General features: G+C 66.5%; 26 protein-coding genes and 1 tRNA gene. All 27 read right to left on the minus strand.

The annotated features are described in order from the left end of the window. Positions 1-9: 9 nt before the first annotated feature. Entirely contained in the window at positions 10-327 is a 318-nt protein-coding gene (gene rplX / locus CCR79_RS04465; protein ID WP_201169206.1) for a 50S ribosomal protein L24, read from the minus strand. An 11-nt stretch (positions 328-338) separates the two neighbouring features. Next, entirely contained in the window at positions 339-707 is a 369-nt protein-coding gene (rplN, locus tag CCR79_RS04470) for a 50S ribosomal protein L14 (protein ID WP_201169208.1), read from the minus strand. A 55-nt stretch (positions 708-762) separates the two neighbouring features. Beyond that, positions 763-1,023: a 30S ribosomal protein S17 gene (gene rpsQ / locus CCR79_RS04475; RefSeq protein ID WP_201169211.1), complete on the minus strand. Its 261-nt coding sequence runs from the start codon at positions 1,021-1,023 to the stop codon at positions 763-765. Beyond that, positions 1,020-1,223, minus strand: a complete 204-nt coding sequence (gene rpmC / locus CCR79_RS04480) for a 50S ribosomal protein L29 (RefSeq protein WP_011813649.1) — start codon at positions 1,221-1,223, stop codon at positions 1,020-1,022. Before rpmC ends, rpsQ begins: the two co-directional genes overlap by 4 nt. Beyond that, positions 1,223-1,636 carry a 50S ribosomal protein L16 gene (gene rplP, locus CCR79_RS04485; protein ID WP_201169213.1) on the minus strand — a complete coding sequence of 138 codons (414 nt, stop codon included), beginning with the start codon at positions 1,634-1,636 and terminating at the stop codon, positions 1,223-1,225. The genes rpmC and rplP overlap by 1 nt, the downstream gene beginning before the upstream one ends. A gap of 21 nt (positions 1,637-1,657) precedes the next feature. Beyond that, complete coding sequence (rpsC, locus tag CCR79_RS04490; RefSeq protein WP_201169217.1) at positions 1,658-2,344, minus strand: 30S ribosomal protein S3; 687 nt, start codon at positions 2,342-2,344, stop codon at positions 1,658-1,660. Positions 2,345-2,369: 25 nt separating this feature from the next. Beyond that, positions 2,370-2,702, minus strand: coding sequence for a 50S ribosomal protein L22 (gene rplV / locus CCR79_RS04495; protein ID WP_201169229.1), 333 nt, complete (start codon positions 2,700-2,702; stop codon positions 2,370-2,372). A gap of 12 nt (positions 2,703-2,714) precedes the next feature. After that, entirely contained in the window at positions 2,715-2,990 is a 276-nt protein-coding gene (gene rpsS / locus CCR79_RS04500) for a 30S ribosomal protein S19 (protein WP_201169231.1), read from the minus strand. Positions 2,991-3,003: 13 nt separating this feature from the next. Then, positions 3,004-3,828, minus strand: a complete 825-nt coding sequence (rplB, locus tag CCR79_RS04505; protein ID WP_201169233.1) for a 50S ribosomal protein L2 — start codon at positions 3,826-3,828, stop codon at positions 3,004-3,006. Positions 3,829-3,840: 12 nt separating this feature from the next. Next, complete coding sequence (rplW, locus tag CCR79_RS04510; protein WP_011813655.1) at positions 3,841-4,137, minus strand: 50S ribosomal protein L23; 297 nt, start codon at positions 4,135-4,137, stop codon at positions 3,841-3,843. Continuing rightward, complete coding sequence (gene rplD / locus CCR79_RS04515) at positions 4,134-4,751, minus strand: 50S ribosomal protein L4 (RefSeq protein WP_201169235.1); 618 nt, start codon at positions 4,749-4,751, stop codon at positions 4,134-4,136. Before rplD ends, rplW begins: the two co-directional genes overlap by 4 nt. An 18-nt stretch (positions 4,752-4,769) precedes the next feature. Further along, positions 4,770-5,420: a 50S ribosomal protein L3 gene (gene rplC, locus CCR79_RS04520; protein WP_201169236.1), complete on the minus strand. Its 651-nt coding sequence runs from the start codon at positions 5,418-5,420 to the stop codon at positions 4,770-4,772. A gap of 159 nt (positions 5,421-5,579) precedes the next feature. Then, complete coding sequence (gene rpsJ / locus CCR79_RS04525; protein WP_011813658.1) at positions 5,580-5,909, minus strand: 30S ribosomal protein S10; 330 nt, start codon at positions 5,907-5,909, stop codon at positions 5,580-5,582. Between the two features lie 7 nt (positions 5,910-5,916). After that, complete coding sequence (gene tuf, locus CCR79_RS04530; RefSeq protein ID WP_201169237.1) at positions 5,917-7,107, minus strand: elongation factor Tu; 1,191 nt, start codon at positions 7,105-7,107, stop codon at positions 5,917-5,919. 57 nt (positions 7,108-7,164) lie between these two features. Beyond that, positions 7,165-9,261, minus strand: coding sequence for an elongation factor G (fusA, locus tag CCR79_RS04535; RefSeq protein WP_201169238.1), 2,097 nt, complete (start codon positions 9,259-9,261; stop codon positions 7,165-7,167). 35 nt (positions 9,262-9,296) lie between these two features. Beyond that, positions 9,297-9,764 carry a 30S ribosomal protein S7 gene (gene rpsG / locus CCR79_RS04540; RefSeq protein WP_201169241.1) on the minus strand — a complete coding sequence of 156 codons (468 nt, stop codon included), beginning with the start codon at positions 9,762-9,764 and terminating at the stop codon, positions 9,297-9,299. A gap of 12 nt (positions 9,765-9,776) precedes the next feature. Further along, the gene (gene rpsL / locus CCR79_RS04545; protein ID WP_201169243.1) at positions 9,777-10,154 is read right to left on the minus strand and encodes a 30S ribosomal protein S12; all 378 of its coding nucleotides are present in this window, start codon (positions 10,152-10,154) and stop codon (positions 9,777-9,779) included. A gap of 150 nt (positions 10,155-10,304) precedes the next feature. Then, complete coding sequence (rpoC, locus tag CCR79_RS04550) at positions 10,305-14,600, minus strand: DNA-directed RNA polymerase subunit beta' (protein ID WP_201169245.1); 4,296 nt, start codon at positions 14,598-14,600, stop codon at positions 10,305-10,307. Between the two features lie 172 nt (positions 14,601-14,772). Then, entirely contained in the window at positions 14,773-18,918 is a 4,146-nt protein-coding gene (rpoB, locus tag CCR79_RS04555) for a DNA-directed RNA polymerase subunit beta (RefSeq protein WP_201169247.1), read from the minus strand. Positions 18,919-19,133: 215 nt separating this feature from the next. Further along, positions 19,134-19,520: a 50S ribosomal protein L7/L12 gene (gene rplL, locus CCR79_RS04560; RefSeq protein WP_201169248.1), complete on the minus strand. Its 387-nt coding sequence runs from the start codon at positions 19,518-19,520 to the stop codon at positions 19,134-19,136. A 64-nt stretch (positions 19,521-19,584) separates the two neighbouring features. Further along, positions 19,585-20,112 carry a 50S ribosomal protein L10 gene (rplJ, locus tag CCR79_RS04565; protein WP_201169249.1) on the minus strand — a complete coding sequence of 176 codons (528 nt, stop codon included), beginning with the start codon at positions 20,110-20,112 and terminating at the stop codon, positions 19,585-19,587. Positions 20,113-20,391: 279 nt separating this feature from the next. Next, positions 20,392-21,087, minus strand: a complete 696-nt coding sequence (rplA, locus tag CCR79_RS04570) for a 50S ribosomal protein L1 (RefSeq protein ID WP_201169250.1) — start codon at positions 21,085-21,087, stop codon at positions 20,392-20,394. A gap of 3 nt (positions 21,088-21,090) precedes the next feature. Then, a complete protein-coding gene (gene rplK / locus CCR79_RS04575; protein WP_201169251.1) occupies positions 21,091-21,522 on the minus strand; it encodes a 50S ribosomal protein L11 in 432 nt (143 codons plus the stop codon). Positions 21,523-21,602: 80 nt separating this feature from the next. Further along, positions 21,603-22,136 carry a transcription termination/antitermination protein NusG gene (gene nusG, locus CCR79_RS04580; protein ID WP_011813669.1) on the minus strand — a complete coding sequence of 178 codons (534 nt, stop codon included), beginning with the start codon at positions 22,134-22,136 and terminating at the stop codon, positions 21,603-21,605. A 3-nt stretch (positions 22,137-22,139) separates the two neighbouring features. Next, positions 22,140-22,517 (minus strand): preprotein translocase subunit SecE, encoded by a 378-nt coding sequence (gene secE, locus CCR79_RS04585; RefSeq protein ID WP_201169253.1) that lies wholly within the window; start codon positions 22,515-22,517, stop codon positions 22,140-22,142. A 57-nt stretch (positions 22,518-22,574) separates the two neighbouring features. After that, positions 22,575-22,650: transfer RNA gene (locus CCR79_RS04590), tRNA-Trp, on the minus strand. A 58-nt stretch (positions 22,651-22,708) separates the two neighbouring features. Next, the coding region (gene tuf / locus CCR79_RS04595) for an elongation factor Tu (RefSeq protein ID WP_201169255.1) at positions 22,709-23,716 on the minus strand (1,008 nt) is incomplete at its 5' end.

Here is a 23,716-nt window from a genome sequence, read left to right on the forward strand (position 1 = left end):
CCAGCCCCCTCAGGCGTCAATCAGCTGCTGGTTGGACTTGAAATAACGCACCTTGCGATCCCCCTCCCAGCGGACGCCGACGCGATCGGCCTGCTCCGTCTCGGGGTTGTAGATCGCCACATTCGAGATGTGGATCGGTGCCTCTTTCTCGATAATCCCGCCGGTGGTGCCCTGCATCGGGTTCCCGCGCGTGTGCCGCTTGACCATGTTGACGTTCTCGACGACAACGCGGTCCTTGTCGGGGATCACCCGGGACACCCGGCCACGACGCCCCTTGTCTTTTCCGGCGATGACGATGACCTCGTCGCCCGTACGAATCTTGCGCATGATGACCTCGCCTACAGTACTTCGGGCGCCAGGGAAATGATCCGCATGAAGCGCTCGTTGCGCAGCTCACGGGTCACCGGGCCAAAGACACGCGTGCCGATCGGCTGCAGATTGTTGTTCAGCAGCACCGCCGCGTTGCCGTCAAAACGGATCTTCGACCCGTCGGCCCGGCGCACGCCTCGCTTGCTGCGGACGACTACAGCGTTGTAGACCTCGCCCTTTTTGACGCGCCCCCGCGGGATCGCGTCCTTGACGCTGACCTTGACGATATCACCAATCCCCGCATAGCGGCGCTTGGAGCCGCCCAGCACCTTGATGCACTGCACCTGCCGGGCGCCGCTGTTGTCCGCCGCTTTGAGGAGGCTTTCCATCTGGATCATGACGCTTCACCCGCTCTTGTTCTTGCTCGCCCCCTTGCGGGGCACTTCCGCGCGCTTAGCTCGCGGCCCGCTCCAGCACCTTCACCAGCCGCCAGGTCTTGTTCTTCGACAGCGGACGGCACTCCTGGATGGAGACCCAGTCGCCTTCGCGCCCCTCGTTTTGCTCATCGTGGGCGTGGAGCTTGGTCGACCGCCGGATGAACTTGCCGTACAGCGGGTGCTTCACGCGGCGCTCGACCAGCACGGTGAGGGTCTTGTCCATCTTGTTGCTGACCACGCGCCCGTTCACGGTGCGGGTGTTTTTCTCTTCACTCATGCCTGCCGCTCCGCACGCTTACGCTCGTTGAGCACGGTCTTGATGCGCGCGACGTCGCGGCGCACCTTGCCGAGCTGATCGGTCCGGGCCAGCTGACCGCTGGCCTTCTGCATCCGCAGATTGAACTGTTCCTTGCGGCGCTCGAGCAGCTCGTTCTCGAGTTCCTCGGTTTTCTTTTCGCGCAGCTCGCTCGCCTTCATCACATCACCGTCCGGTTCACGAAGGTGGTCTTCACCGGCAGCTTCGCCGCCGCGCGCCGGAAGGCCTCGCGGGCGACTTCCTCGGACACGCCCTCGATCTCATAGAGGACGCGACCGGGCGCGATCGGCTCGCACCAGTGATCCACGTTGCCCTTGCCCTTGCCCATCCGGACCTCGAGCGGCTTTTCAGTGACCGGCTTATCCGGGAAGACCCGGATCCAGATCTTGCCGCCCCGGCGGATGTAGCGGTTGATCGCACGCCGCGCGGCCTCGATCTGCCGCGAGGTGATGGGTCCGCGAGTGGTTGCCTTGAGGCCGAACTCGCCGAAGCTCACGCGATCACCGCGGGTCGCGAGGCCCGAGCAGCGGCCCTTTTGCTTCTTGCGGTACTTGGTCCGTTTCGGCTGTAACATCGCTTACGCGCTCCCGTCCGCTCAGCCCTGGGCAGCCGCGGCGCGCTTGACGCGCTCGGCAGGGGCCCCTTCGTTGTCGGTGTCGATGATCTCGCCCTTGAAGATCCAGACCTTTACACCGATGACGCCGTACGTGGTCATCGCCTCCGCAAAGCCGTAGTCGATGTCCGCACGGAGGGTGTGCAGCGGCACGCGGCCCTCGCGATACCACTCGGTCCGGGCGATCTCGGAGCCGTTCAGCCGCCCCGAAACCTGCACCTTGATCCCCTGGGCGCCGACGCGCTGGGCGTTGCCGACAGCCCGCTTGAGGGCCCGCCGGAACATGACGCGGCGCTCCAGCTGCCCGGCGATGCCCTCGGCCACCAGGTTGGCGTCGGCTTCCGGCTTGCGGATCTCCTCGATATTGATGTGCACCGGCACGCCCATCCGGGCCGCCACCTCACCGCGAAGCCGATCGATGTCCTCACCCTTCTTGCCGATCACGATGCCCGGGCGGGCGGTATGGATCGTAACCAGGGCGTTCTTCGCCGGGCGCTCGATCTGGATGCGACTCACGGAGGCGTTCTTCAGGCGCTCACGAATGAACTCCCGCACCTCCAGGTCGGTGTTGAGGTACTTGCCGAAGTTCGCGCTATCGGCGTACCACATGGAACGCCAGTCTTCGGTGACGCCCAGCCTAAACCCCGTGGGATGGGTCTTGTTTCCCATGCCGGCCTCTCTCGCTTGATCCGCTTCAGTCCTCGGCGACCGCCACGGTAATGTGGCTGGTCCGCTTGAGGATTCGGTTGGCACGCCCTTTGGCGCGCGGCTGAATTCGCTTCATCGTCGGGCCCTCATCGACCATGATCCGCGCTACGCGCAGCTCGTCGATGTCGGCACCATCATTGTGCTCTGCGTTCGCAACCGCCGACTCGAGCACCTTACGCACGATCTCCGCGGCCTTGCGCGGGCTGTACTCGAGGGTCCGCAGCGCGTCGTCCACCGGCAGCCCGCGAATCTGATCGGCAACAAGCCGGGCCTTTTGCGGCGAGACACGCGAGAAACGCAGTTTTGCTTGGGTCTCCATGGCGCGCTCCCGTTATCGCTTCGACTTCTTGTCCGCGGCGTGGCCGCGGAAGGTACGCGTCGCCGCAAACTCGCCCAGCTTGTGGCCAACCATGTTCTCGTTGATCAGCACGGGAACATGCTGGCGCCCGTTGTGGATGGCGATGGTGAGCCCGACCATATCCGGCATCACCACCGAGCGACGCGACCAGGTCTTGATCGGCCGCTTGCTGTTGTTGGCATTCGCCTCTTCCACCTTCTTCAGCAGGTGGTGGTCGATGAACGGCCCTTTCTTGGTCGAGCGTGGCACGATTCTTTACCCCTCAACGCTTCCGTCGGCGCACGATGTACTTATCGGTGCGCTTGTTCTTGCGGGTCTTATGCCCCTTGGTAGGCATACCCCACGGCGAGACCGGGTGACGCCCGCCTGCGGTGCGGCCCTCGCCGCCGCCGTGCGGGTGATCAACCGGGTTCATGGCGACACCACGGACGGTCGGACGCACGCCCAGGTGGCGCTTGGCGCCCGCCTTGCCGAGGTTGCGCAGGCTGTGCTCGGCGTTGCCAACCTCGCCCACCGTCGCCATGCAGTCGGCGGGAACGCGGCGCATCTCGCCTGAGCGAAGGCGCAGGGTCGCCATACCGCTTTCGCGGGCGACGATCTGCACGCTGGCACCGGCTGAGCGGGCGAGCTGCGCCCCCTTACCGGGCTTGAGCTCGACGCAGTGCACCTGCGTACCGACCGGGATGTTGCGCAGCGGCAGGGCGTTGCCCGGCTTGATGGCGGCGTCGCGCCCGCTCTGGATCGGCGAGCCAGGTTCAACGCCACGAGGCGCGATAATATACCTTCTCTCGCCGTCTTGATAAAGGACCAGAGCGATATTCGCGGAACGATTCGGGTCGTACTCGAGTCGTTCGACCTTGCCCGGCACCCCGGTTTTGTTCCGCTTGAAGTCAATCAGGCGGTAGCGCTGCTTGTGACCACCGCCACGATGGCGCGTGGTGATGCGGCCGTCGCTGTTGCGCCCGCCGGACTTGGTCTTTTGCACCACCAGGGGCTCATAAGGCCCACCCTGGTGCAGCCGGGCGTCTTTCGTCTTGACGACGAAGCGCCGGCCCGGAGACGTCGGCTTGCTCTTGACTAGTGCCATGACTGGCTCTCCTTACTCCCCACCGAGGAAGTCGATGTCCTGTCCCTCGGCGAGGGTGACGTATGCCTTCTTCCAATCCCGGCGGCGGCCACGGATCATGCCGAAGCGCTTGCGCTTGCCCTTGGCGTTGACCGTGCGCACGCCGGTGACTTGCACATCGAACAGCTTTTCGACGGCGGCCTTGATTTCCTTCTTGTTGGCGTCGGGCGCCACCTGGAAGACCACCTGGCCGGCGCCGTCGGCGATGACCGTGCTCTTCTCGGAGATGTGCGGGCCACGAAGCACGGTATAGAGTCTTTCCTGGTTCATGACAGCCACTCCTCGACACGGCGGATGGCGGACTCGGTGATCACCACCCGCTCGGCGCCGACCAAGCTCGCCGGATCGACGCCGGCGGCGTCAACCACGCCCAGGCGCGGCAGGTTACGGGCGGCAAGTGCGAGGTTGGTATCGATCTCGTCGACCACGATCAACCCCTCGCTCACGCCGAGCCCGTCCAGGCGCGCCTTGAGCGCCTGGGTCTTGGGCGCGTCGACCGTCAGCTGCTGGACGACCACCAGGCGGTCCTGGCGGGCCAGCTCGGACAGGATCGAGCGCATGGCGCCCCGGTACATCTTGCGGTTGACCTTCTGCGAGAAGTCCCGCGGTTTAGCCGCGAAGGTCTGGCCGCCGCCGCGCCACAGCGGGCTGCGGATGGTGCCGGCACGCGCGTTGCCCGTGCCTTTCTGACGCCAGGGCTTCTTGCCACCGCCGGCGACCTCGCTGCGCGTCTTCTGTGCCTTGGTCCCGGCACGCGCCCCGGCGAGGTGGGCGGTAACCACCTGGTGGACGAGCGATTCGCGGAACGGCGCGTCGAAGGTCTGATCCGAGACCTCGAGCTGGCCTGCCGCTTCGCCCTTTTCGTTACTGAGCTTGAGCTCCATGGCTCCCCCTGTCACCTCTTACGCCTTGCTCGCCGGACGGACGATCAGGTCGCTGCCGACGGCCCCGGGGACAGCACCCCGGATGAGCAGCAGGTTGCGCTCGCTATCCACGCGCACGACCTCCAGGTTCTGGACGGTGGCGCGCCGATTGCCCATCTGCCCGGCCATCTTCTTGCCCTTGAACACGCGCCCGGGGCTCTGGCACTGGCCGATGGAGCCCGGGACCCGGTGCGACTTCGAGTTGCCGTGGGTGTTGCGCTGGGCCCGGAAGTTATGTCGACGCACCGTACCCGCGAAGCCCCGGCCCTTGCTGGTGCCAGTGACGTCGACCTTCTGGCCGGCCTCGAAGCTGCCCACTTCGATGGAGGCACCGGCCTCCGGCAGCTCCTCGTCCGTGGCGCGCTGGCCCTTGTCCAGCCGGAACTCCCACACGCCGCGGCCGGCCTCGACCCCGGCGCGGGCGAAATGCCCCGCCTCGGGCTTGCGCACGCGCTGCGGCTTGCGCCGGCCGGCGGTCACCTGCACGGCGCGGTAGCCGTCACTCTCCTCGGTCTTCACCTGGGTGACGCGATTCGGGTCCGCCTCGACGACGGTCACCGGGATCGAGCCCCCTTCTTCGGTAAAAACACGCGTCATGCCGCGCTTGCGACCGACGATTCCAATTGCCATCGTCCGCGTCTCCTCAAAATCTCTCTGCCCGGATCTAGCTCACCGGGAACGAATAGACTCCGGCGGGCGCACGGCGCGCAGCCCCTGCGGGGCGGCCCGCCGCTTGCCGGCCGGAGCGCCGGTCACCGCCGGTCGTTGTCGATACGGCGGCTCGACGTGTCAGTAGAGCTTGATCTGAACGTCGACACCGGCGGCCAGGTCGAGCTTCATCAGCGCGTCGACCGTCTTGTCCGTCGGGTCGATGATGTCCATCAGCCGCTTGTGGGTGCGGATCTCGTACTGGTCCCGCGCGTCCTTATTGACGTGCGGCGAGGTCAGCACGGTAAACCGCTCCTTCTTGACCGGAAGCGGGATGGGGCCACAGACGTGGGCCCCGGTCCGCTTCGCGGTATCCACGATTTCCCGGGCGGACTGATCGATCAGACGGTGATCGAACGCCTTCAGCCGGATCCGGATACGCTGGTTCTGTGTTGCCGCTGCGGTCGCCATGGCTACTTTACTCGATGATCTTGGAGACGACGCCGGCGCCGACGGTGCGGCCGCCCTCGCGGATCGCGAAGCGCAGGCCGTCCTCCATGGCGATCGGGGCGATCAGCTGAACCGTCATCTTGACGTTATCGCCCGGCATCACCATCTCGGTGCCCTCCGGCAGCGTCACCGTACCCGTGACGTCCGTCGTCCGGAAGTAGAACTGCGGACGGTAGCCGTTGAAAAACGGCGTGTGCCGGCCACCCTCGTCCTTGCTCAGGACGTACACCTCGGCCTCGAAGTGCGTGTGCGGCGTGATCGACTTCGGCTTGCACAGCACCTGGCCACGCTCGACGTCGTCGCGCTTGATCCCGCGCAGCAGCGCACCGATGTTGTCACCCGCCTCGCCCTGGTCGAGCAGCTTGCGGAACATCTCGACGCCGGTGCAGGTCGTCTTGCGCGTCTCGGTGATGCCGACGATCTCGACCTCTTCACCGACCTTGATCACACCGCGCTCGACCCGGCCGGTGACCACCGTGCCGCGACCCGAGATGGAGAAGACGTCCTCGATCGGCATCAGGAAGTCGCCGTCAACCGGACGCTCCGGCTGCGGGATGTGCTCGTCCATGGCCTCGACGAGCTTGATGATCGCCGGACGCCCCATCTCCGAGTCGTCGCCCTCGAGCGCCTTCAGCGCCGAGCCGGTGACCACCGGGATGTTGTCACCGTCGAAGTCGTAGTCGCTCAGCAGCTCGCGGACCTCCATCTCGACGAGCTCGAGCAGCTCGGCGTCGTCGACCATGTCGGCCTTGTTCAGGAAGACCACGATCGCCGGGACACCGACCTGACGGGCGAGCAGGATGTGCTCACGCGTCTGCGGCATCGGGCCGTCGGCGGCGGAGACCACCAGGATCGAGCCGTCCATCTGCGCCGCGCCGGTGATCATGTTCTTCACGTAGTCGGCGTGACCCGGGCAGTCGACGTGGGCGTAGTGGCGGCTCTCCGACTCGTACTCCACGTGCGCGGTGGCGATCGTGATGCCGCGAGCACGCTCCTCCGGCGCGTTGTCGATCTGATCGAACGCGCGGGCGTCGCCGCCGTGAGCTTCCGCCAGGACCTTGGTCAGGGCCGCAGTCAGCGTCGTCTTGCCATGGTCCACGTGACCGATGGTGCCGACGTTGATGTGCGGCTTCTTACGCTCAAACTTTTCCTTGGACACGCCACACCTCGTTTATCTTGTACGGTCTCTCGTCTGAAACTGAACGGCGACGTACGCTTACGACGCCTTCTTGATCACTTCATCGGCGATGCTCGCCGGCGCCTCGTGATACTCCTCGAACTCCATCACGTAGGAGGCACGCCCCTGGGTGTTGGAGCGCAGGTCCGTCGCGTAGCCGAACATCTCCTTCAGCGGCACCTGGGCACGGATCTGCTTGCCGTTGGGGATGTCCTCCATCTTCTGCACGGTGCCACGCCGACGGTTGAGGTCACCGACCACGTCGCCCATGTACTCCTCCGGCGTGACCACCTCGACCTTCATCACGGGCTCGAGCAGAACCGGATCCGCCTTCATGAACCCTTCGCGAAAGGCCATGGAGCCGGCGATCTTGAACGCCATCTCCGAGGAGTCGACATCGTGGTAGGAGCCGTCGTAGAGCTCCACGGCCACGTCGACCACCGGGTAGCCGGCGAGCACGCCCTCTTCCATGACCTCGCGACAGCCGTGGTCGACCGACGGCACGTACTCCTTGGGCACCACGCCGCCGACGATCTTGCTCTCGAAGTTGTAGCCGTCGCCACGCTCCTGCGGCTTCATGCGGATGTGCACGTGACCGTACTGGCCGCGGCCACCGGACTGGCGCACGAACTTGCCTTCCTGCTCGACCTGCTTACGGATGGTCTCGCGGTAGGCGACCTGCGGCGCGCCGACGTTGGCCTCGACCTTGAACTCCCGCTTGAGGCGGTCGACGATGATATCCAGGTGCAGCTCACCCATGCCGGAGATGATGGTCTGCCCGGACTCCTCGTCGGTGCGCACGCGGAAGGACGGATCCTCCTGCGCCAGCCGGCCGAGGGCCTGGCCCATCTTCTCTTGATCACTGCGCGTCTTCGGCTCGACGGCAACGGCGATCACCGGCTCGGGGAACTCCATGCGCTCGAGCGTGACCTTGTTGCTCGGATCGCACAGGGTGTCACCGGTGGTGACATCCTTCAGGCCGACAGCGGCGGCGATGTCGCCGGCGCGGACCTCCTTGATCTCCTCGCGCTGGTTGGAGTGCATCTGCAGCAGACGGCCGATGCGCTCCTTCTTGCCCTTGACCGGGTTGAAGACCGCGTCGCCGGAGCTTAGCACGCCGGAGTAGACGCGGAAGAACGTGAGGTTGCCGACGTACGGATCGTTGGCGATCTTGAACGCCAGCGCCGCGAAGGGCTGATCGTCGCTGGACTCGCGGGTGACCACGGTCTCTTCGTCATCGAGCACACCCTCGATGGCCGGGACCTCGTTGGGCGCCGGCAGGAATTCGATGACGGCGTCGAGCAGCGTCTGAACGCCCTTGTTCTTGAACGCCGAGCCGCACATGCACAGCACGATCTCGGTGTTCAGGGTGCGCTGGCGCAAGCCACGCTTGATGTCGTCGTGGGACAGTTCCCCTTCGTTGAGGTACTTGTCCATCAGCTCTTCGTCCGCCTCGGCGGCGGCCTCGACCATCTCCTCGCGGGCGGCCTCGGCGTCGGCCCTGAGCTCTTCCGGGATCTCCCGCTCGGAGTAGGTCATGCCCTGCTCGTCGCGGTCCCAGTAGATGGCGGACATGCGCAGCAGGTCGATGATGCCCTCGAACTGGTCCTCGGCGCCAATGGGCAGCTGGATCGGCACCGCCTGGGAACCGAGCCGCTCGCGGATCTGGCTGACCACACGCGAGAAGTCGGCGCCAGCGCGGTCCATCTTGTTGACGAACGCCATGCGCGGCACGCCGTACTTGTTGGCCTGGCGCCAGACCGTCTCGGACTGCGGCTCCACGCCACCGACGGCACAGAACACGGCGACGGCGCCGTCGAGCACCCGCAGCGAGCGCTCCACCTCGATGGTGAAGTCGACGTGACCCGGGGTGTCGATGATGTTGATCCGGGTCTCGGGGTACTGCTGGTCCATGCCGCGCCAGAAGCAGGTGGTCGCGGCGGACGTAATGGTGATGCCACGCTCCTGTTCCTGGGACATCCAGTCCATGGTCGCCGCACCGTCATGGGTCTCACCCATCTTGTGCGAGACACCGGTGTAAAACAGGATGCGCTCGGTGGTGGTGGTCTTGCCGGCATCGATGTGAGCGGCGATGCCGATGTTCCGATAGCGCTCGATGGGTGTCTTGCGTGCCACGGTGGAATACCCCGTTTTGAAGCGTGTTTCTGCGTTTACCAGCGGTAGTGCGAGAAGGCCTTGTTGGCCTCGGCCATGCGGTGCGTGTCTTCACGCTTTTTCACGGCCGTCCCGCGACTCTCCGCCGCCTCAAGCATCTCGTTGGCCATGCGCGCGGCCATGGTCTTCTCGCCGCGCTTGCGGGCCGCCTCGAGCAGCCAGCGCATGGCGAGGGTCTGGCGCCGCTCGGGGCGGACCTCGACCGGGACCTGATACGTAGCGCCACCGACGCGCCGGGACTTGACCTCGACCCGCGGCTTGACGTTCTCGAGCGCGGTCTCCATGACCTCGATCGGATCGTCGTGCTTGGCGCCGATGCGCTCCAGGGCCCCGTAGAGGATTCGCTCGGCCACCGAGCGCTTGCCGTCGCTCATGACCATGTTGACGAATTTGGTCAGGACCTCACTCCCGTACTTGGGATCGGGCAGGACCTTGCGCTTGGGTACTTCTCGTCTCCTAGGCATGACTGAGTCCCGTTACTTCTTCTTCGGGCGCTTGGCGCCGTACTTGGAACGACCCTGCCGGCGCTTGTCGACACCCGCCGTATCCGCGGCACCGCGGACGACGTGGTAGCGCACACCAGGCAGGTCCTTGACACGCCCGCCACGAATGAGGACGACCGAGTGCTCCTGGAGGTTGTGACCCTCACCACCGATGTAGGAGGCCACCTCGTAACCGTTGGTCAGACGCACACGCGCCACCTTCCGCAGCGCGGAGTTCGGCTTCTTCGGCGTGGTGGTGTAGACGCGAGTGCATACGCCGCGCTTCTGAGGACTCGCCTCCAGCGCCGGCACACTGCTCTTCGCGGTGCGCTTGGTGCGACCTTTGCGCACCAACTGGTTCACTGTCGCCATAGGGTTTTGCGCTCCGTACCGACCCAAAAACGACAGGCCGGATGGCCGGCCTGTCGAAGACGCGGCATTCTAGGGTGATCCCGCGCCCTTGTCAATGACACGCCCCGGGACCACCCCGGGGCGCACGGCTTGCGTTGCGGTTGCTCGGGGCTATTCGGCCTCGGGCCCGGCCTCCTCGCCGGAGGGACCGGAGGAATCCGCGCCTTCGCCCTGACCGAGCGAGGCGAAGACCTCCTCGGCCTGCTGCTCCGGCGTCGCCACCGGACCGGGGGCCTCCTGGCGCCGCGCGGCGTGGTAGGCGAATCCGGTGCCCGCCGGGATGAGCCGGCCGACGATGACGTTCTCCTTCAGGCCACGCAGGTCGTCTCGGATGCCGCGGGTCGCCGCCTCGGTGAGCACCCGGGTGGTCTCCTGGAAGGAGGCCGCCGAGATGAACGACTCGGTGGACAGCGACGCCTTGGTGATGCCCAGCAGCGACGGCTCCCATTGGGCCGGCTGCTTGCTCTGCGCCTCGAGCCGCTCGTTCTCTTCGAGCAGCTTGGCCCGGTCGACCTGCTCGCCCTTGAGGTAGAGCGAATCGCCCGGGTCGGAGACGATGGTCTTGCGCAGCATCTGGCGGACGATCACCTCGATGTGCTTGTCGTTGATGCCCACGCCCTGGAGGCGGAAGACGTCCTGGATCTCCTGGACGATGTACTCGGCAAGCTTGGTCACGCCGAGCAGCCGCAGGATGTCGTGGGGGTTGGGCTCGCCATCGGCGATGGTCTCGCCCTTCTCCACGTGCTCGCCCTCGAAGACGGTGACGTTCCGCCACTTGGGGATGAGCTCCTCGTGGGTCTCGCCGTCGGCCTTGGTGATGATCAGCCGCTGCTTGCCCTTGGTCTCCTTGCCGAAGCCGACGGTGCCGGAGGCCTCGGCGAGGATCGCCGGCTCCTTGGGCTTACGCGCCTCGAACAGGTCGGCCACCCGCGGCAGACCGCCGGTGATGTCACGGGTCTTGGACGCCTCCTGCGGGATGCGCGCCAGGGCGTCACCCACGCGGACTTCGGCGTTGTCCTCCAGCGAGACAATGGCACCAGCCGGCAGGTAGTAGTGGGCCGGGATCTGCGTGCCGGCGATGTTCAAGTCGTTGCCGTCGCCGTCGACGAGCTTGATCATCGGGCGCAGGTCCTTGTAGGCGACCCGCTCCTCGGTGACCTTGCCGTTGGCGTCGGTGACCTGGCGCTTGTGCTCGCCGGTCCCGCGACTCTTCGGATCGGTGACCACGAGGCTCGACAGGCCGGTGACCTCGTCGACCTCACGCTGCACGGTGACCCCCTCGACGAAGTCGTGGAAGCGGACGTACCCGTCCACCTCGGTGACGATCGGGTGGGTGTGGGGGTCCCAGTTGGCCACCACCTGGCCGGCCTCGACGGGATCCTCGTCGCCGACGCTCAGCACGGCGCCGTAGGGGATCTTGTAGCGCTCGCGCTCGCGGCCGTACTCGTCCATGACGGTGAGCTCGCCGGAGCGAGAGACGGCCACATAGCTGCCGGAGTGGTGCTGCACGGTCTTGATGTTGTGCAGCCGCGCCTTGCCGGTATTGCGCACCTCCACCTGGGAGACGGCGGCCGCCCGCGAGGCGGCACCGCCGATGTGGAAGGTGCGCATGGTCAGCTGCGTGCCAGGCTCGCCGATGGACTGCGCGGCGATGACGCCGACGGCCTCGCCGATGTTGACGCCATGGCCACGGGCCAGGTCACGGCCGTAGCACTTGGCGCAGACGCCGTGGCGGGTCTCGCAGGTGACCGCAGAGCGGACCTTGATCTCGTCCACACCCATACGCTCAAGGCGCTCGACCCAGTCCTCGTCGAGCAACGTGCCGGCCTCGACGGCGATCTCGGTGCTGCCGGGCACCGCCACGTCCTCGGCCACGACGCGGCCGAGCACCCGCTCGGCGAGGGTCTCGACGACGTCCCCGCCCTCGATGATCGGGGTCTGCACGAGGCCATCGGTGGTGCCGCAGTCTTCCTCGGTGACCACCAGGTCCTGCGAGACGTCCACCAGGCGGCGGGTCAGGTAGCCGGAGTTGGCCGTCTTGAGCGCCGTATCGGCCAGGCCCTTCCGGGCGCCGTGGGTGGAGATGAAGTACTGCAGGACGTTGAGGCCCTCGCGGAAGTTGGCCGTGATCGGCGTCTCGATGATCGAACCGTCGGGTTTGGCCATCAGGCCGCGCATGCCGGCGAGCTGGCGGATCTGCGCGGCCGAGCCACGGGCACCGGAGTCCGCCATGATGAAGATGGAGTTCAGGGACTTCTGCTCGGTCTCGTTGCCCTCGGCATCGATGACCGTCTCCTTGCCCATCTTCTCCATCATGGCGCCGGCGACCTGGTCGTTGGTGTGCGCCCAGATGTCGACGACCTTGTTGTAACGCTCGCCGCTGGTAACGAGCCCGGAGGCGTACTGGTCCTCGATCTCGCGGACCTCCTCCTCGGCCGAGCGCAGGGCCTCCTCCTTGTCCGTAGGCACCTCCATGTCGTCAACGCCGATGGAGACGCCGGCCTTGGTGGAGTAGAAGAAGCCTGTGTACATCAGCTGGTCGGCGAAGATGACCGTGCCCTTGAGGCCGACGCGGCGGTAGCAAGCGTTAACCAGCCCGGAGATGCCCTTCTTGTCGAGCTCGCGGTCGACGGCCTCGAAGGGCAGGCCGTCAGGGACGATGTCGAACAGCAGGGCACGCCCGATGGTGGTCTGCCGGCGTTGAACGCGCTCGACCAGCTCGCCGGTGTCGTCGAAGACGCGCTCGCGGACGCGCACCTCGATCCGCGCACCGAGTTCGGCGGCGCCGGTCTGGTAGGCGCGGTGGACCTCTTCGACACCGGACAGCCGCATCCCCTCACCGCGGGCGTTCACGCGCTCGCGGGTCATGTAGTAGATGCCCAGCACCACGTCCTGGGAGGGGACGATGATCGGCTCACCCGAGGCCGGCGAGAGGATGTTGTTGGTGGACATCATCATCGCCCGCGACTCGAGCTGCGCCTCGAGCGACAGCGGCACGTGCACCGCCATCTGGTCGCCGTCGAAGTCGGCGTTGTAGGCGGTGCATACCAGCGGGTGGAGCTGGATGGCCTTGCCCTCGATGAGCACCGGCTCGAAGGCCTGGATGCCGAGGCGGTGGAGCGTCGGTGCGCGGTTGAGCAGCACCGGGTGCTCGCGGATGACCTCGTCGAGGATGTCCCAGACCTCGCCGGTCTCGCGCTCGACCATCTTCTTGGCCGCCTTGATGGTGGTGGCCAGGCCGCGGCGCTGCAGCTTGGAGAAGATGAACGGCTTGAACAGCTCCAGCGCCATGCGCTTGGGCAGGCCACACTGGTGCAGGCGCAGCGTCGGGCCGACCACGATCACGGAACGGCCGGAGTAGTCGACGCGCTTGCCCAGCAGGTTCTGCCGGAAGCGCCCCTGCTTGCCCTTGATCATGTCGGCCAGGGACTTGAGCGGGCGCTTGTTGGTGCCGGTGATCGCCCGGCCGCGGCGGCCGTTGTCGAGCAGGGCGTCGACGGACTCCTGGAGCATGCGCTTCTCGTTGCGCACGATGATGTCCGGTGCGGCCAGCTCCAACAGCCGCTTGAGGCGGTTGTTGCGGTTGATCACCCGCCGGTACAGATCGTTGAGATCCGAGGTGGCGAAGCGACCGCCGTCGAGCGGCACCAGCGGGCGCAGGTCCGGCGGCAGGACCGGCAGGACGGTCATGATCAGCCACTCGGGCTTGTTGCCGGACTCGAGGAACGCCTCGAGCAGCTTGAGCCGCTTGGACAGGCGCTTGATCTTGGACTCGGAACCGGTGGCCTCGATGTCGTCACGCAGCCGGCGCGCCTCGGCCTCCAGGTCCATGCCCTTGAGGATCTCGAGCACCGCCTCGGCACCCATGCGGGCGTCGAACTCGTCGCCGTGCTCCTCGACGGCCTCGAGGTACTGCTCGTCGGTCAGCAACTGCCCCTGCTCGAGCGGGGTCATGCCGGGCTCAATGACGATGTACGCCTCGAAGTAGAGCACCCGCTCGACGTCGCGCAGGGTCATGTCCAGCAGCAGGCCGATGCGCGACGGCAGGCTCTTGAGGAACCAGATGTGGGCCACCGGGCTGGCCAGGTCGATATGCCCCATGCGCTCGCGGCGCACCTTGGCGACGGTCACCTCGACACCGCACTTCTCGCAGACCACGCCCCGGTGCTTGAGCCGCTTGTACTTGCCGCACAGGCACTCGTAGTCCTTCACCGGGCCGAAGATCTTGGCGCAGAAGAGCCCGTCGCGCTCCGGCTTGAAGGTGCGGTAGTTGATGGTCTCCGGCTTCTTGACCTCGCCGTAGGACCAGGAACGGATCATCTCGGGCGATGCCAGCCCGATACGGATCGCGTCGAAGTCCTCCAGCTGAGCACCCGGCTGCTTGAAAAGGTTGAGAAGATCTCTCATGTCTGCTGCCCGCTCGCGCGTTGATCTCAGGTCGCCGCCGCTAGCCCGGCGGCTCGGACCCCGGGGCATCGGCCCCGGGCATCTGAATCGGTACGCCAGCGCTCAGGCGACGTCCGGCCACGGCCCCCGAAGGTCACCGCGGCCGCCGCACGCCCGGCGCTGAGCGCCGCTGTCAGTCGTCCCTCTCCAGTTCGATGTTGATGCCCAGGGAACGGATCTCCTTGACCAGGACGTTAAACGACTCCGGCATACCGGCCTCCATGCGGTGGTCCCCGTCGACGATGTTCTTGTACATCTTGGTCCGGCCACTGACGTCGTCGGACTTGACGGTGAGCATCTCCTGCAGGGTGTACGCCGCACCGTAAGCCTCCAGGGCCCAGACCTCCATCTCGCCGAAGCGCTGACCACCGAACTGCGCCTTGCCGCCCAGCGGCTGCTGGGTGACCAGCGAGTACGGCCCGGTGGCGCGGGCGTGAACCTTGTCGTCGACCAGGTGGTTGAGCTTGAGCATGTACATGTAGCCCACCGTCACCGGCCGGTCGAAGGCATCGCCGGTGCGCCCGTCGTAGAGCGTGGTCTGACCCGACTCGGGCAGGCCGGCGAGCTTCAGCCAGCGCTTGATCTCCGCCTCGTTGGCGCCGTCGAACACCGGCGAGGCCACGGGCACGCCGCCGCTCAGGTTGCGGCAGAGCTCATGGAGTTCGGCCTCCGTGAGCGTCTCGAGTTCCTCCTTGCGCCCGGAGGCGTTGTAGATCTCGGAGAGGTAGCCGCGCAGCTCCTCGGCCTGGGCCTGCTGCTCGAGCATCTGCCCGATCTGGTGGCCGAGCCCACGTGCCGCCCAACCGAGGTGGGTCTCGAGCACCTGCCCGACGTTCATCCGCGACGGGACACCGAGCGGCGACAGGACGACCTCCACCGGCGTGCCGTCGTCCATGAAGGGCATGTCCTCTTCGGGGACGATCATGGAGATCACGCCCTTGTTGCCGTGGCGGCCGGCGAACTTGTCGCCGGGCTGCAGGCGGCGCTTGACGGCCAGATGGACCTTGACGGTCTTGAGCACGCCCGGAGAGAGGTCGTCACCGGCCGTGATCTTCTCCTTCTTCTCCTGGAAGCGACGCTCGAAGCGGTCGTTCTGGGTCTCCAGCTGGTGGCGCACGGCCTCGAGCTGCTGGTTGACCTCCTCGTCGCGCATGCGGATCTCGAACCAGCGCTCACGCGGCAGGTCCTGCAGATACGCCTCGGTGACCTCGGCGCCGCTGCCCAGCCCCTTGGGACCGCCCTCGGCAACCTTGCCGACGAGCAGCTTCTCGAGCCGGGCGTAGGCGTCGTCCTCGAAGATGCGCTTCTCGTCGTCGAGGTCCTTGCGCACCCGGGCAATCTCCTCGCGCTCGATGGCGCGGGCGCGCTCGTCCTTCTCGACGCCGTCGCGGGTGAAGACCTGGACGTCGATGACGGTGCCGTCCATGCCGGTGGGCACACGCAGCGAGGTGTCCTTCACGTCGGAGGCCTTCTCACCGAAGATCGCCCGCAGCAGCTTCTCCTCCGGCGTCAGCTGGGTCTCGCCCTTGGGCGTGACCTTGCCGACGAGGATGTCACCGGCCTTGACCTCCGCACCGATGTAGACGATGCCCGACTCATCGAGGCGGGAAAGGGCCGACTCGGAGACGTTGGGGATGTCGGCGGTGATCTCCTCACTGCCGAGCTTGGTGTCCCGGGCGACGCAGGTCAGCTCCTCGATGTGGACGGAGGTGTAGCGATCCTCCTTGACCAGCTTCTCGGAGATGAGGATCGAGTCCTCGAAGTTGTAGCCATTCCACGGCATGAAGGCGACGAGCATGTTCTGGCCCAGGGCCAGCTCGCCCATGTCCGTGGACGGCCCGTCCGCCAGGGCGTCGCCCCGGGCGACGTGATCGCCGACGTGTACCAGCGGCTTCTGGCTGAAGCAGGTGTTCTGGTTGGAACGGGTGTACTTGGTCAGGCTGTAGATGTCGACGCCCGGCTCGCCCGGGGTGGTCTCGTCGTCGTCGACGCGCACGACGATCCGGCTCGAGTCGACCTGCTCGACGACGCCGCCGCGCTCGGCGGTGACGATGACGCCGGAGTCACGGGCGACGGTGCGCTCCATGCCGGTGCCCACCAGCGGCTTGTCGGCACGCAGCGTCGGCACGGCCTGGCGCTGCATGTTCGCACCCATCAGCGCGCGGTTGGCGTCGTCGTGCTCGAGGAACGGCACCAGCGAGGCGGCCACCGACACGATCTGGCGCGGCGAGACGTCCATGTACTGGACGCGGTCCGCCGTGGCCATGGTGAACTCGTTCTGGTGACGGCACGAGATCAGGTCGTCGGCAAGGTGGCCGTTCTCGTCCACGCGGGCGTTGGCCTGCGCGATGACGTAGCGCGACTCCTCGATCGCCGAGAGGTACTCCACCTGATCGGTGACCTGACCGTCGACGATTTTGCGGTAGGCGGTCTCGAGAAAGCCGTAGCGGTTGGCCTGGGCGTAGACGGCCAGCGAGTTGATCAGGCCGATGTTCGGCCCCTCCGGCGTCTCGATCGGGCAGACGCGACCGTAGTGGGTCGGGTGCACGTCACGGACCTCGAAGCCCGCCCGCTCGCGGGTCAGGCCGCCGGGGCCCAGTGCCGAGATGCGCCGTTTGTGGGTCACCTCGGAGAGCGGGTTGTTCTGGTCCATGAACTGCGACAGCTGCGAGGAGCCGAAGAACTCCTTGATGGCCGCGGCCACCGGCTTCGCGTTGATCAGCTCCTGGGGCATCAGCCCCTCGCTCTCAGCCAGGGAGAGGCGCTCCTTGACGGCACGCTCGACGCGCACCAAGCCGACTCGGAAGACATTCTCGGCCATCTCACCGACGGAGCGCACGCGGCGGTTGCCCAGGTGGTCGATGTCGTCGACCTGGCCGTTGCCGTTGCGGATGTCGATCAGCTCGCGGAGCACGTCGAGGATATCGGAGCTCTCGCCGTAACGCTCGAGCAGGTCAGCGGCGTCCTTGTCCTCGTTGCCGAGGCCCGCGAAGTACTTGCCGTCGAAGAGGATGCCCGGGCCACGGACCTCGTCGCGGCCGACGCGCAGGTTGAACTTCATCCGCCCCACCGGCGACAGATCGTAGCGGTCGCTGGTGAAGAACAGGGTGTGGAAGAGGTTCTCCGCGGCGTCCTTGGTCGGCGGCTCGCCGGGACGCATCATGCGGTAGATCTCGACCAGCGCCTCCATCTGGCTGCGGGTGGCGTCGGCGGCCAGGGTGGTGGACATGTACGGGCCGCGGTCGAGGTCGTTGACGAACAGCGTCTCGATCTCGCGGATGCCGGCGTCGAAGAACGACTGGGTGATCTCCGGCGTCAGCGTAGCGTTGGCCTCGGCGAGGAGCTCGCCGGTGGCCGGGTCGACGACGTCGTGGGCGAGGATCTTGCCGGTGAGGTAGTCCTCGGGCACCTCGAGCTGCTCGACGCCGGACTTCTGCAGCTGCTTGACGTGCCGCGCAGTGACCCGCCGGCCCGACTCGACGATGGTCTCGCCGCCGGCGACGATATCGAAGCTGGCGGTCTCGCCGCGCAGGCGCTCAGGCACCAGATCGAGCACGACCTTGTTGCCGCTGCCCAGGTGGAAGCGGTCGGTATCGAAGAAGGCGTAGAGCATCTCCTCGGGCGTGTAGCCGAGGGCACGCAGCAGGATCGTCGCCGGCAGCTTTCGCCGGCGGTCGATGCGCACGTAGATCGTGTCCTTGGGGTCGAACTCGAAGTCGAGCCAAGAGCCGCGGTACGGGATGACGCGCGCCGAGAAGAGCAGCTTGCCGGAGGAGTGGCTCTTGCCCTTGTCGTGGTCGAAGAAGACACCCGGCGAGCGGTGGAGCTGGTTGACGATCACGCGCTCGGTGCCGTTGACCACGAAGGTGCCGGTGGAGGTCATCAGGGGCATCTCGCCCATGTAGACCTCCTGCTCCTTGATGTCCTTGACGCCGCCGCCCTCCTTGTCATAGAGCGCCAGACGCACCAGCATGCGCAGCGGCGCGGCGTAGGTCAGCCCACGGCTCTGGCACTCCTTGACGTCGAACGGCGGGTCGCCGATGCGGTACGAGACGTACTGCAGTTCGGCGTTCCCGGAGTGGCTCTGGATCGGGAAGACCGACCGGAACGCGCCCTCGAGGCCTACCTCGGTGTCGCGCTCGTCTTCGCTGACCTCGTCCTGCAGGAACTGCCGGTACGAGTCGACCTGGGTCGCCAGCAGGTAGGGGACATCGAGGATATTCGGGAGCTTCCCGAAGTCCTTGCGGATGCGCTTCTTCTCGGTGAACGAATAGGCCATCGGGCTTCCTCAGCGCTTGAGCAGCTTCTCGAACCAGACCGCGGATTCCCGCGGACAGCGTTGCCAAAGGGACCGCTCCGGGCGTAACGTTGCCTTGTCAGGCGCCCCGAAGGGTCTCTGCGTTATTCGGTGATGCAGTATCAACAGGCGAAGGCCGGCGGCCTCCCGGCCGCCAGCCCGCGCTTACATCCGCTTGGACGGTTGCTCGGTCCAGCTCACTTGAGCTCGACGCTCGCCCCCGCCTCTTCCAGCTTGGCCTTGATGTCGTCGGCCTCTTCCTTGGAGGCGCCTTCCTTGATCGGCGCGGGGCAGCCCTCGACGACCTCCTTCGCCTCCTTCAGGCCCAGGCCGGTCACGCCGCGCACGGCCTTGATGACGCCGACCTTGTTGTCGCCGTGGGAGCTGAGGATCACGTCGAACTCGGTCTGCTCCTCGGCGGCGGCGCCCTCGTCGCCGCCACCACCGCCGGCAGCGGGCGCAGCGGCCACGGCCGCGGCCGCGGTGACGCCGAACTTCTCTTCCATCGCCTCGATGAGCTCCACGACCTCCATGACGCTCATGTTGGCAATGGACTCAAGGATCTCGTCTTTCGAAGCGGCCATCTGTGTCTCTCCTATTCAGTAATCAGCGAGTGGACCCCTGCGGGTCCGGTGGCGTATGGCCAGGTCAGGCAGCCTGCTTGGCGTCGCGCACGGCGGCCAGGGTCCGCACCAGCTTGCCCGGCACCTCGTTGGTGGTGGTGGCGAGCTTCTGGACCGGGGCACGCATGGTCGCCATGAGCTTCGACAGGGCCTCATCGCGGGTCGGCAGGCTGGCCAGCCGCTCGAGGTGCTCGGCACCGTACAGCGTGCCGCCGAACGCCACGTTGCGCACGACCAGCGCCTCGTTCTTCTTGCGGTAGTCGCGCACCAGACGCGCCGCCGCACCCGGGTCGTCCTGCGAGAACGCCAGCAGGAGCGGCCCGTAGAAGCCCTCGGTCATGCATTCAAAGTCGGTGCCGGCCACTGCCCGCCGGGCCAGGGTGTTCTTGACCACGCGGAGGTAGACGCCCTGCTCACGCGCCTGGGCGCGCAGCTCGTCCATCTCCCCGGCAGTCAGGCCCCGGTACTCGGCGGAGACCGCGGTCAGGGCCTCTTGGGCCACCGCAGCCACCTCCTGCACCATCGCCTTTTTCTGCTCCAGACTCAGTCCCATCGTCTGTCTCCTGGGAAGGTTGATCTCCTCGGAAGTCGCCTCCCGGGAGCCGATGGTGCGCACCCCGTGGTTGGGATACGCGAATCGACTCTCTCGAGTCGGCTTCACGGTGGCGAAGTGCAGGCTCCTCGCTTGCGCCACCGTCTACGCAGGCGGGTCTCCCCTTTAAGCCCCGCAGGGCACCGGCGGTCTCGGACGGCTGTCGCTGTCAGACAGCCGGGCCGGCCTCCGTGCCGGCCAGGTCCGGCGGGCCGCAGCACGGCCCGCCAAGGTTCCGGATCACACTCCGAGGGTGCCCTTATCGACGCGGACACCGGCGCCCATGGTCGAGGACACGGTGACCTGCTTGATGTAGACACCCTTGGAGGTGCTCGGCTTGAGCTTGTTCAGGTCGGCCAGCAGCGCGTCCAGGTTCTCGCGCAGGGCCTGGTCGTCGAAGTTGGCGCGCCCGATCGCGGAGTGGATCACGCCCCCCCGATCGGTGCGGTAGCGCACCTGCCCGGCCTTGGCGTTGCGCACGGCGCCTGCGACGTCGGCGGAGACGGTGCCGGTCTTCGGGTTGGGCATCAGCCCGCGCGGGCCGAGGACCGGACCGAGCTTGCCGACCACCCCCATGGCGTCCGGCGAGGCGATCACCACGTCGTAGTCGAGCTCGCCGCCCTGCATGCGCTCGGCCAAGTCGTCCATGCCGACGGCGTCGGCACCCTCGGCCTGCGCGGCGTCGGCGTTCTCGCCCTGGGCGAAGACGGCCACGCGCATCGACTTACCGGTACCGTTGGGCAGCACCGTGGAGCCGCGGACGATCTGATCCGACTTGCGAGGATCGACGCCGAGGTTAACCGCAACGTCGATGCTCTCGGGGAAGCGCGCCGTGGCCAGCTCCTTCACCAGAGCCAGCGCCTCGTCCACCGGATAGGCTTGGCTGCGGTCCACGCGCTCGCGAATCTGCTTCTGCCGCTTGGTCAGCTTGGCCATGGCTTAGACCCCCTCCACGTCGATGCCCATGCTCCGCGCGGTACCGGCGATGGAGCGCACCGCCGCGTCCATGTCGGAGGCGTTCAGGTCCGGCCACTTGGTCCGGGCGATCTCCTCGAGCTGATCGCGCTGGACGGTGCCGACCTTCTTGGTGTTCGGCGTGCCCGAGCCGCCCTTGGCGCCAATGGCCTTGAGCAGCAGGATCGCGGCCGGCGGGGTCTTGGTAACAAAGGTAAAGCTGCGATCGGAGTAGACCGTGATCACCACCGGGATCGGCAGGCCGGCCTCCATCTCCTGGGTCTGGGCGTTGAACGCCTTGCAGAACTCCATGATGTTCAGGCCGTGCTGACCGAGAGCGGGACCCACCGGCGGGCTCGGGTTGGCCTGCCCGGCAGGGACCTGCAGCTTGATATAAGCTTCGATCTTCTTCGCCATGCTTGCGTGCTCCTGTCACGGGTGCGAACGCCGGGTGAGGGCTCCCCGTGGGGTGAGACGCGCCGGTCGGCGCGTCGCGGTTACGTTTTCTCGACTTGGCTAAACTCGAGCTCGACGGGCGTGGAGCGGCCGAAGATCAGCACCGCAACACGCAGGCGGCTCTTCTCGTAGTTGACCTCTTCCACGGCGCCGTTGAAGTCGGTGAAGGGACCGTCGGTGACCCGCACGATCTCGCCGACCTCGAAAAGAACCTTGGGGCGAGGCTTCTCCGCGCCCTCCCGGACCCGGCTAAGGATCTGCTCGGCCTCGCGATCGGAGATGGGCGCGGGGCGATCGGGCCGCCCGCCAATAAAGCCCATGACCCGAGGCACCTCTTTAACCAGGTGCCAGGTGTCGTCGTCGAGCTCCATTTGCACGAGGACGTAGCCCGGGAAGAACTTGCGCTCACTCTTGCGCTTCTGCCCCTCGCGCATCTCGACGACTTCCTCGGTGGGCACGAGGATCTCACCGAACTTGTCCTCCATGCCCGCGCGCCGTATGCGCTCCTGAAGGGAACGCTGGACCTGCTTTTCAAAGCCCGAGTAGGCGTGGATTACATACCAGCGCAGTGCCATGGATCAGCCTCCGTGGCCGGTGATCATGCCGACCAGCCAAAGCAGGAGCAGGTCCATCAGCCAGAGGAAGATCGCCACGATGATCACCACCGCGGCGACAATCAGCGTGGTCTGCAGGGTCTCCTGCCGGGTAGGCCAGACGACCTTGCGCACCTCCTGCTTGGCCCCCTGGGCGAACGACCAGACGTTCCGCCCCTGCGCGGTGGTGGCAAGGATGGCGACGGATACGCCGACGACGGCCAGCAGGCCGGCGACCCGATAGAGGAGCGGCTCGTCACCGAAGACGTAGAACCCGGCCACGGCCCCGAGCGCGAGAGCGATGGCTACGACCCACTTAACGACGTCAAGCGGGGATTTCGCAGTCTCTGCCTTTGACTTCATGGACCCTGCTACCGAAGCGGTCCGGCGAGCCATGCCCGCCGGACCGCGTCGTGAAGTTGGCAGGCCAGGAGGGACTCGAACCCCCAACCTGCGGTTTTGGAGACCGCTGCTCTGCCAATTGAGCTACTGGCCTGGTGTTTGATGACCTGAGGGTGCGGAGTTATACCACCCACACCCCCGGTCTGGCAAGATCAGTCGATGATCTTGGAGACGACGCCGGCGCCGACGGTGCGGCCGCCCTCGCGGATCGCGAAGCGCAGGCCGTCCTCCATGGCGATCGGGGCGATCAGCTGAACCGTCATCTTGACGTTATCGCCCGGCATCACCATCTCGGTGCCCTCCGGCAGCGTCACCGTACCCGTGACGTCCGTCGTCCGGAAGTAGAACTGCGGACGGTAACCGTTGAAAAACGGCGTGTGCCGGCCACCCTCGTCCTTGCTCAGGACGTACACCTCGGCCTCGAAGTGCGTGTGCGGCGTGATCGACTTCGGCTTGCACAGCACCTGGCCACGCTCGACGTCGTCGCGCTTGATCCCGCGCAGCAGCGCACCGATGTTGTCACCCGCCTCGCCCTGGTCGAGCAGCTTGCGGAACATCTCGACGCCGGTGCAGGTCGTCTTGCGCGTCTCGGTGATGCCGACGATCTCGACCTCTTCACCGACCTTGATCACACCGCGCTCGACCCGGCCGGTGACCACCGTGCCGCGACCCGAGATGGAGAAGACGTCCTCGATCGGCATCAGGAAGTCGCCGTCAACCGGACGCTCCGGCTGCGGGATGTGCTCGTCCATGGCCTCGACGAGCTTGATGATCGCCGGACGCCCCATCTCCGAGTCGTCCCCCTCGAGCGCCTTCAGTGCCGAGCCGGTGACCACCGGGATGTTGTCACCGTCGAAGTCGTAGTCGCTCAGCAGCTCGCGGACCTCCATCTCGACGAGCTCGAGCAACTCGGCGTCGTCGACCATGTCGGCCTTATTCAGGAAGACCACGATCGCCGGGACACCGACCTGACGGGCGAGCAGGATGTGCTCACGCGTCTGCGGCATCGGGCCGTCGGCGGCGGAGACCACCAGGATCGAGCCGTCCATCTGCGCCGCGCCGGTGATCATGTTCTTCACGTAGTCGGCGTGACCCGGGCAGTCGACGTGGGCGTAGTGGCGGCTCTCCGACTCGTACTCCACGTGCGCGGTGGCGATCGT

It is taken from the genome of Halorhodospira halophila (genome assembly GCF_016653405.1).
Classification (GTDB): domain Bacteria; phylum Pseudomonadota; class Gammaproteobacteria; order Nitrococcales; family Halorhodospiraceae; genus Halorhodospira; species Halorhodospira halophila_A.

What these genes read in the sequence shown, in the direction of transcription:
- rpmC (WP_011813649.1), bottom strand. Translation starts at nt 1,223, where the DNA reads ATGAAGGCGAGCGAGCTGCGCGAAAAGAAAACCGAGGAACTCGAGAAC.
- rpsJ (WP_011813658.1), bottom strand. Translation starts at nt 5,909, where the DNA reads ATGGCGACCGCAGCGGCAACACAGAACCAGCGTATCCGGATCCGGCTG.
- rpsQ (WP_201169211.1), bottom strand. Translation starts at nt 1,023, where the DNA reads ATGAGTGAAGAGAAAAACACCCGCACCGTGAACGGGCGCGTGGTCAGC.
- rplX (WP_201169206.1), bottom strand. Translation starts at nt 327, where the DNA reads ATGCGCAAGATTCGTACGGGCGACGAGGTCATCGTCATCGCCGGAAAA.
- rplL (WP_201169248.1), bottom strand. Translation starts at nt 19,520, where the DNA reads ATGGCCGCTTCGAAAGACGAGATCCTTGAGTCCATTGCCAACATGAGC.
- rplN (WP_201169208.1), bottom strand. Translation starts at nt 707, where the DNA reads ATGATCCAGATGGAAAGCCTCCTCAAAGCGGCGGACAACAGCGGCGCC.
- rplA (WP_201169250.1), bottom strand. Translation starts at nt 21,087, where the DNA reads ATGGCCAAGCTGACCAAGCGGCAGAAGCAGATTCGCGAGCGCGTGGAC.
- rpsL (WP_201169243.1), bottom strand. Translation starts at nt 10,154, where the DNA reads ATGGCGACAGTGAACCAGTTGGTGCGCAAAGGTCGCACCAAGCGCACC.
- rplP (WP_201169213.1), bottom strand. Translation starts at nt 1,636, where the DNA reads ATGTTACAGCCGAAACGGACCAAGTACCGCAAGAAGCAAAAGGGCCGC.
- secE (WP_201169253.1), bottom strand. Translation starts at nt 22,517, where the DNA reads ATGAAGTCAAAGGCAGAGACTGCGAAATCCCCGCTTGACGTCGTTAAG.
- rplD (WP_201169235.1), bottom strand. Translation starts at nt 4,751, where the DNA reads ATGGAGCTCAAGCTCAGTAACGAAAAGGGCGAAGCGGCAGGCCAGCTC.
- rplW (WP_011813655.1), bottom strand. Translation starts at nt 4,137, where the DNA reads ATGAACCAGGAAAGACTCTATACCGTGCTTCGTGGCCCGCACATCTCC.
- rplJ (WP_201169249.1), bottom strand. Translation starts at nt 20,112, where the DNA reads ATGGGACTGAGTCTGGAGCAGAAAAAGGCGATGGTGCAGGAGGTGGCT.
- rplC (WP_201169236.1), bottom strand. Translation starts at nt 5,420, where the DNA reads ATGGCAATTGGAATCGTCGGTCGCAAGCGCGGCATGACGCGTGTTTTT.
- rpoC (WP_201169245.1), bottom strand. Translation starts at nt 14,600, where the DNA reads ATGAGAGATCTTCTCAACCTTTTCAAGCAGCCGGGTGCTCAGCTGGAG.
- rplV (WP_201169229.1), bottom strand. Translation starts at nt 2,702, where the DNA reads ATGGAGACCCAAGCAAAACTGCGTTTCTCGCGTGTCTCGCCGCAAAAG.
- rpoB (WP_201169247.1), bottom strand. Translation starts at nt 18,918, where the DNA reads ATGGCCTATTCGTTCACCGAGAAGAAGCGCATCCGCAAGGACTTCGGG.
- nusG (WP_011813669.1), bottom strand. Translation starts at nt 22,136, where the DNA reads ATGGCACTGCGCTGGTATGTAATCCACGCCTACTCGGGCTTTGAAAAG.
- rpsG (WP_201169241.1), bottom strand. Translation starts at nt 9,764, where the DNA reads ATGCCTAGGAGACGAGAAGTACCCAAGCGCAAGGTCCTGCCCGATCCC.
- rpsC (WP_201169217.1), bottom strand. Translation starts at nt 2,344, where the DNA reads ATGGGAAACAAGACCCATCCCACGGGGTTTAGGCTGGGCGTCACCGAA.
- rplB (WP_201169233.1), bottom strand. Translation starts at nt 3,828, where the DNA reads ATGGCACTAGTCAAGAGCAAGCCGACGTCTCCGGGCCGGCGCTTCGTC.
- rplK (WP_201169251.1), bottom strand. Translation starts at nt 21,522, where the DNA reads ATGGCGAAGAAGATCGAAGCTTATATCAAGCTGCAGGTCCCTGCCGGG.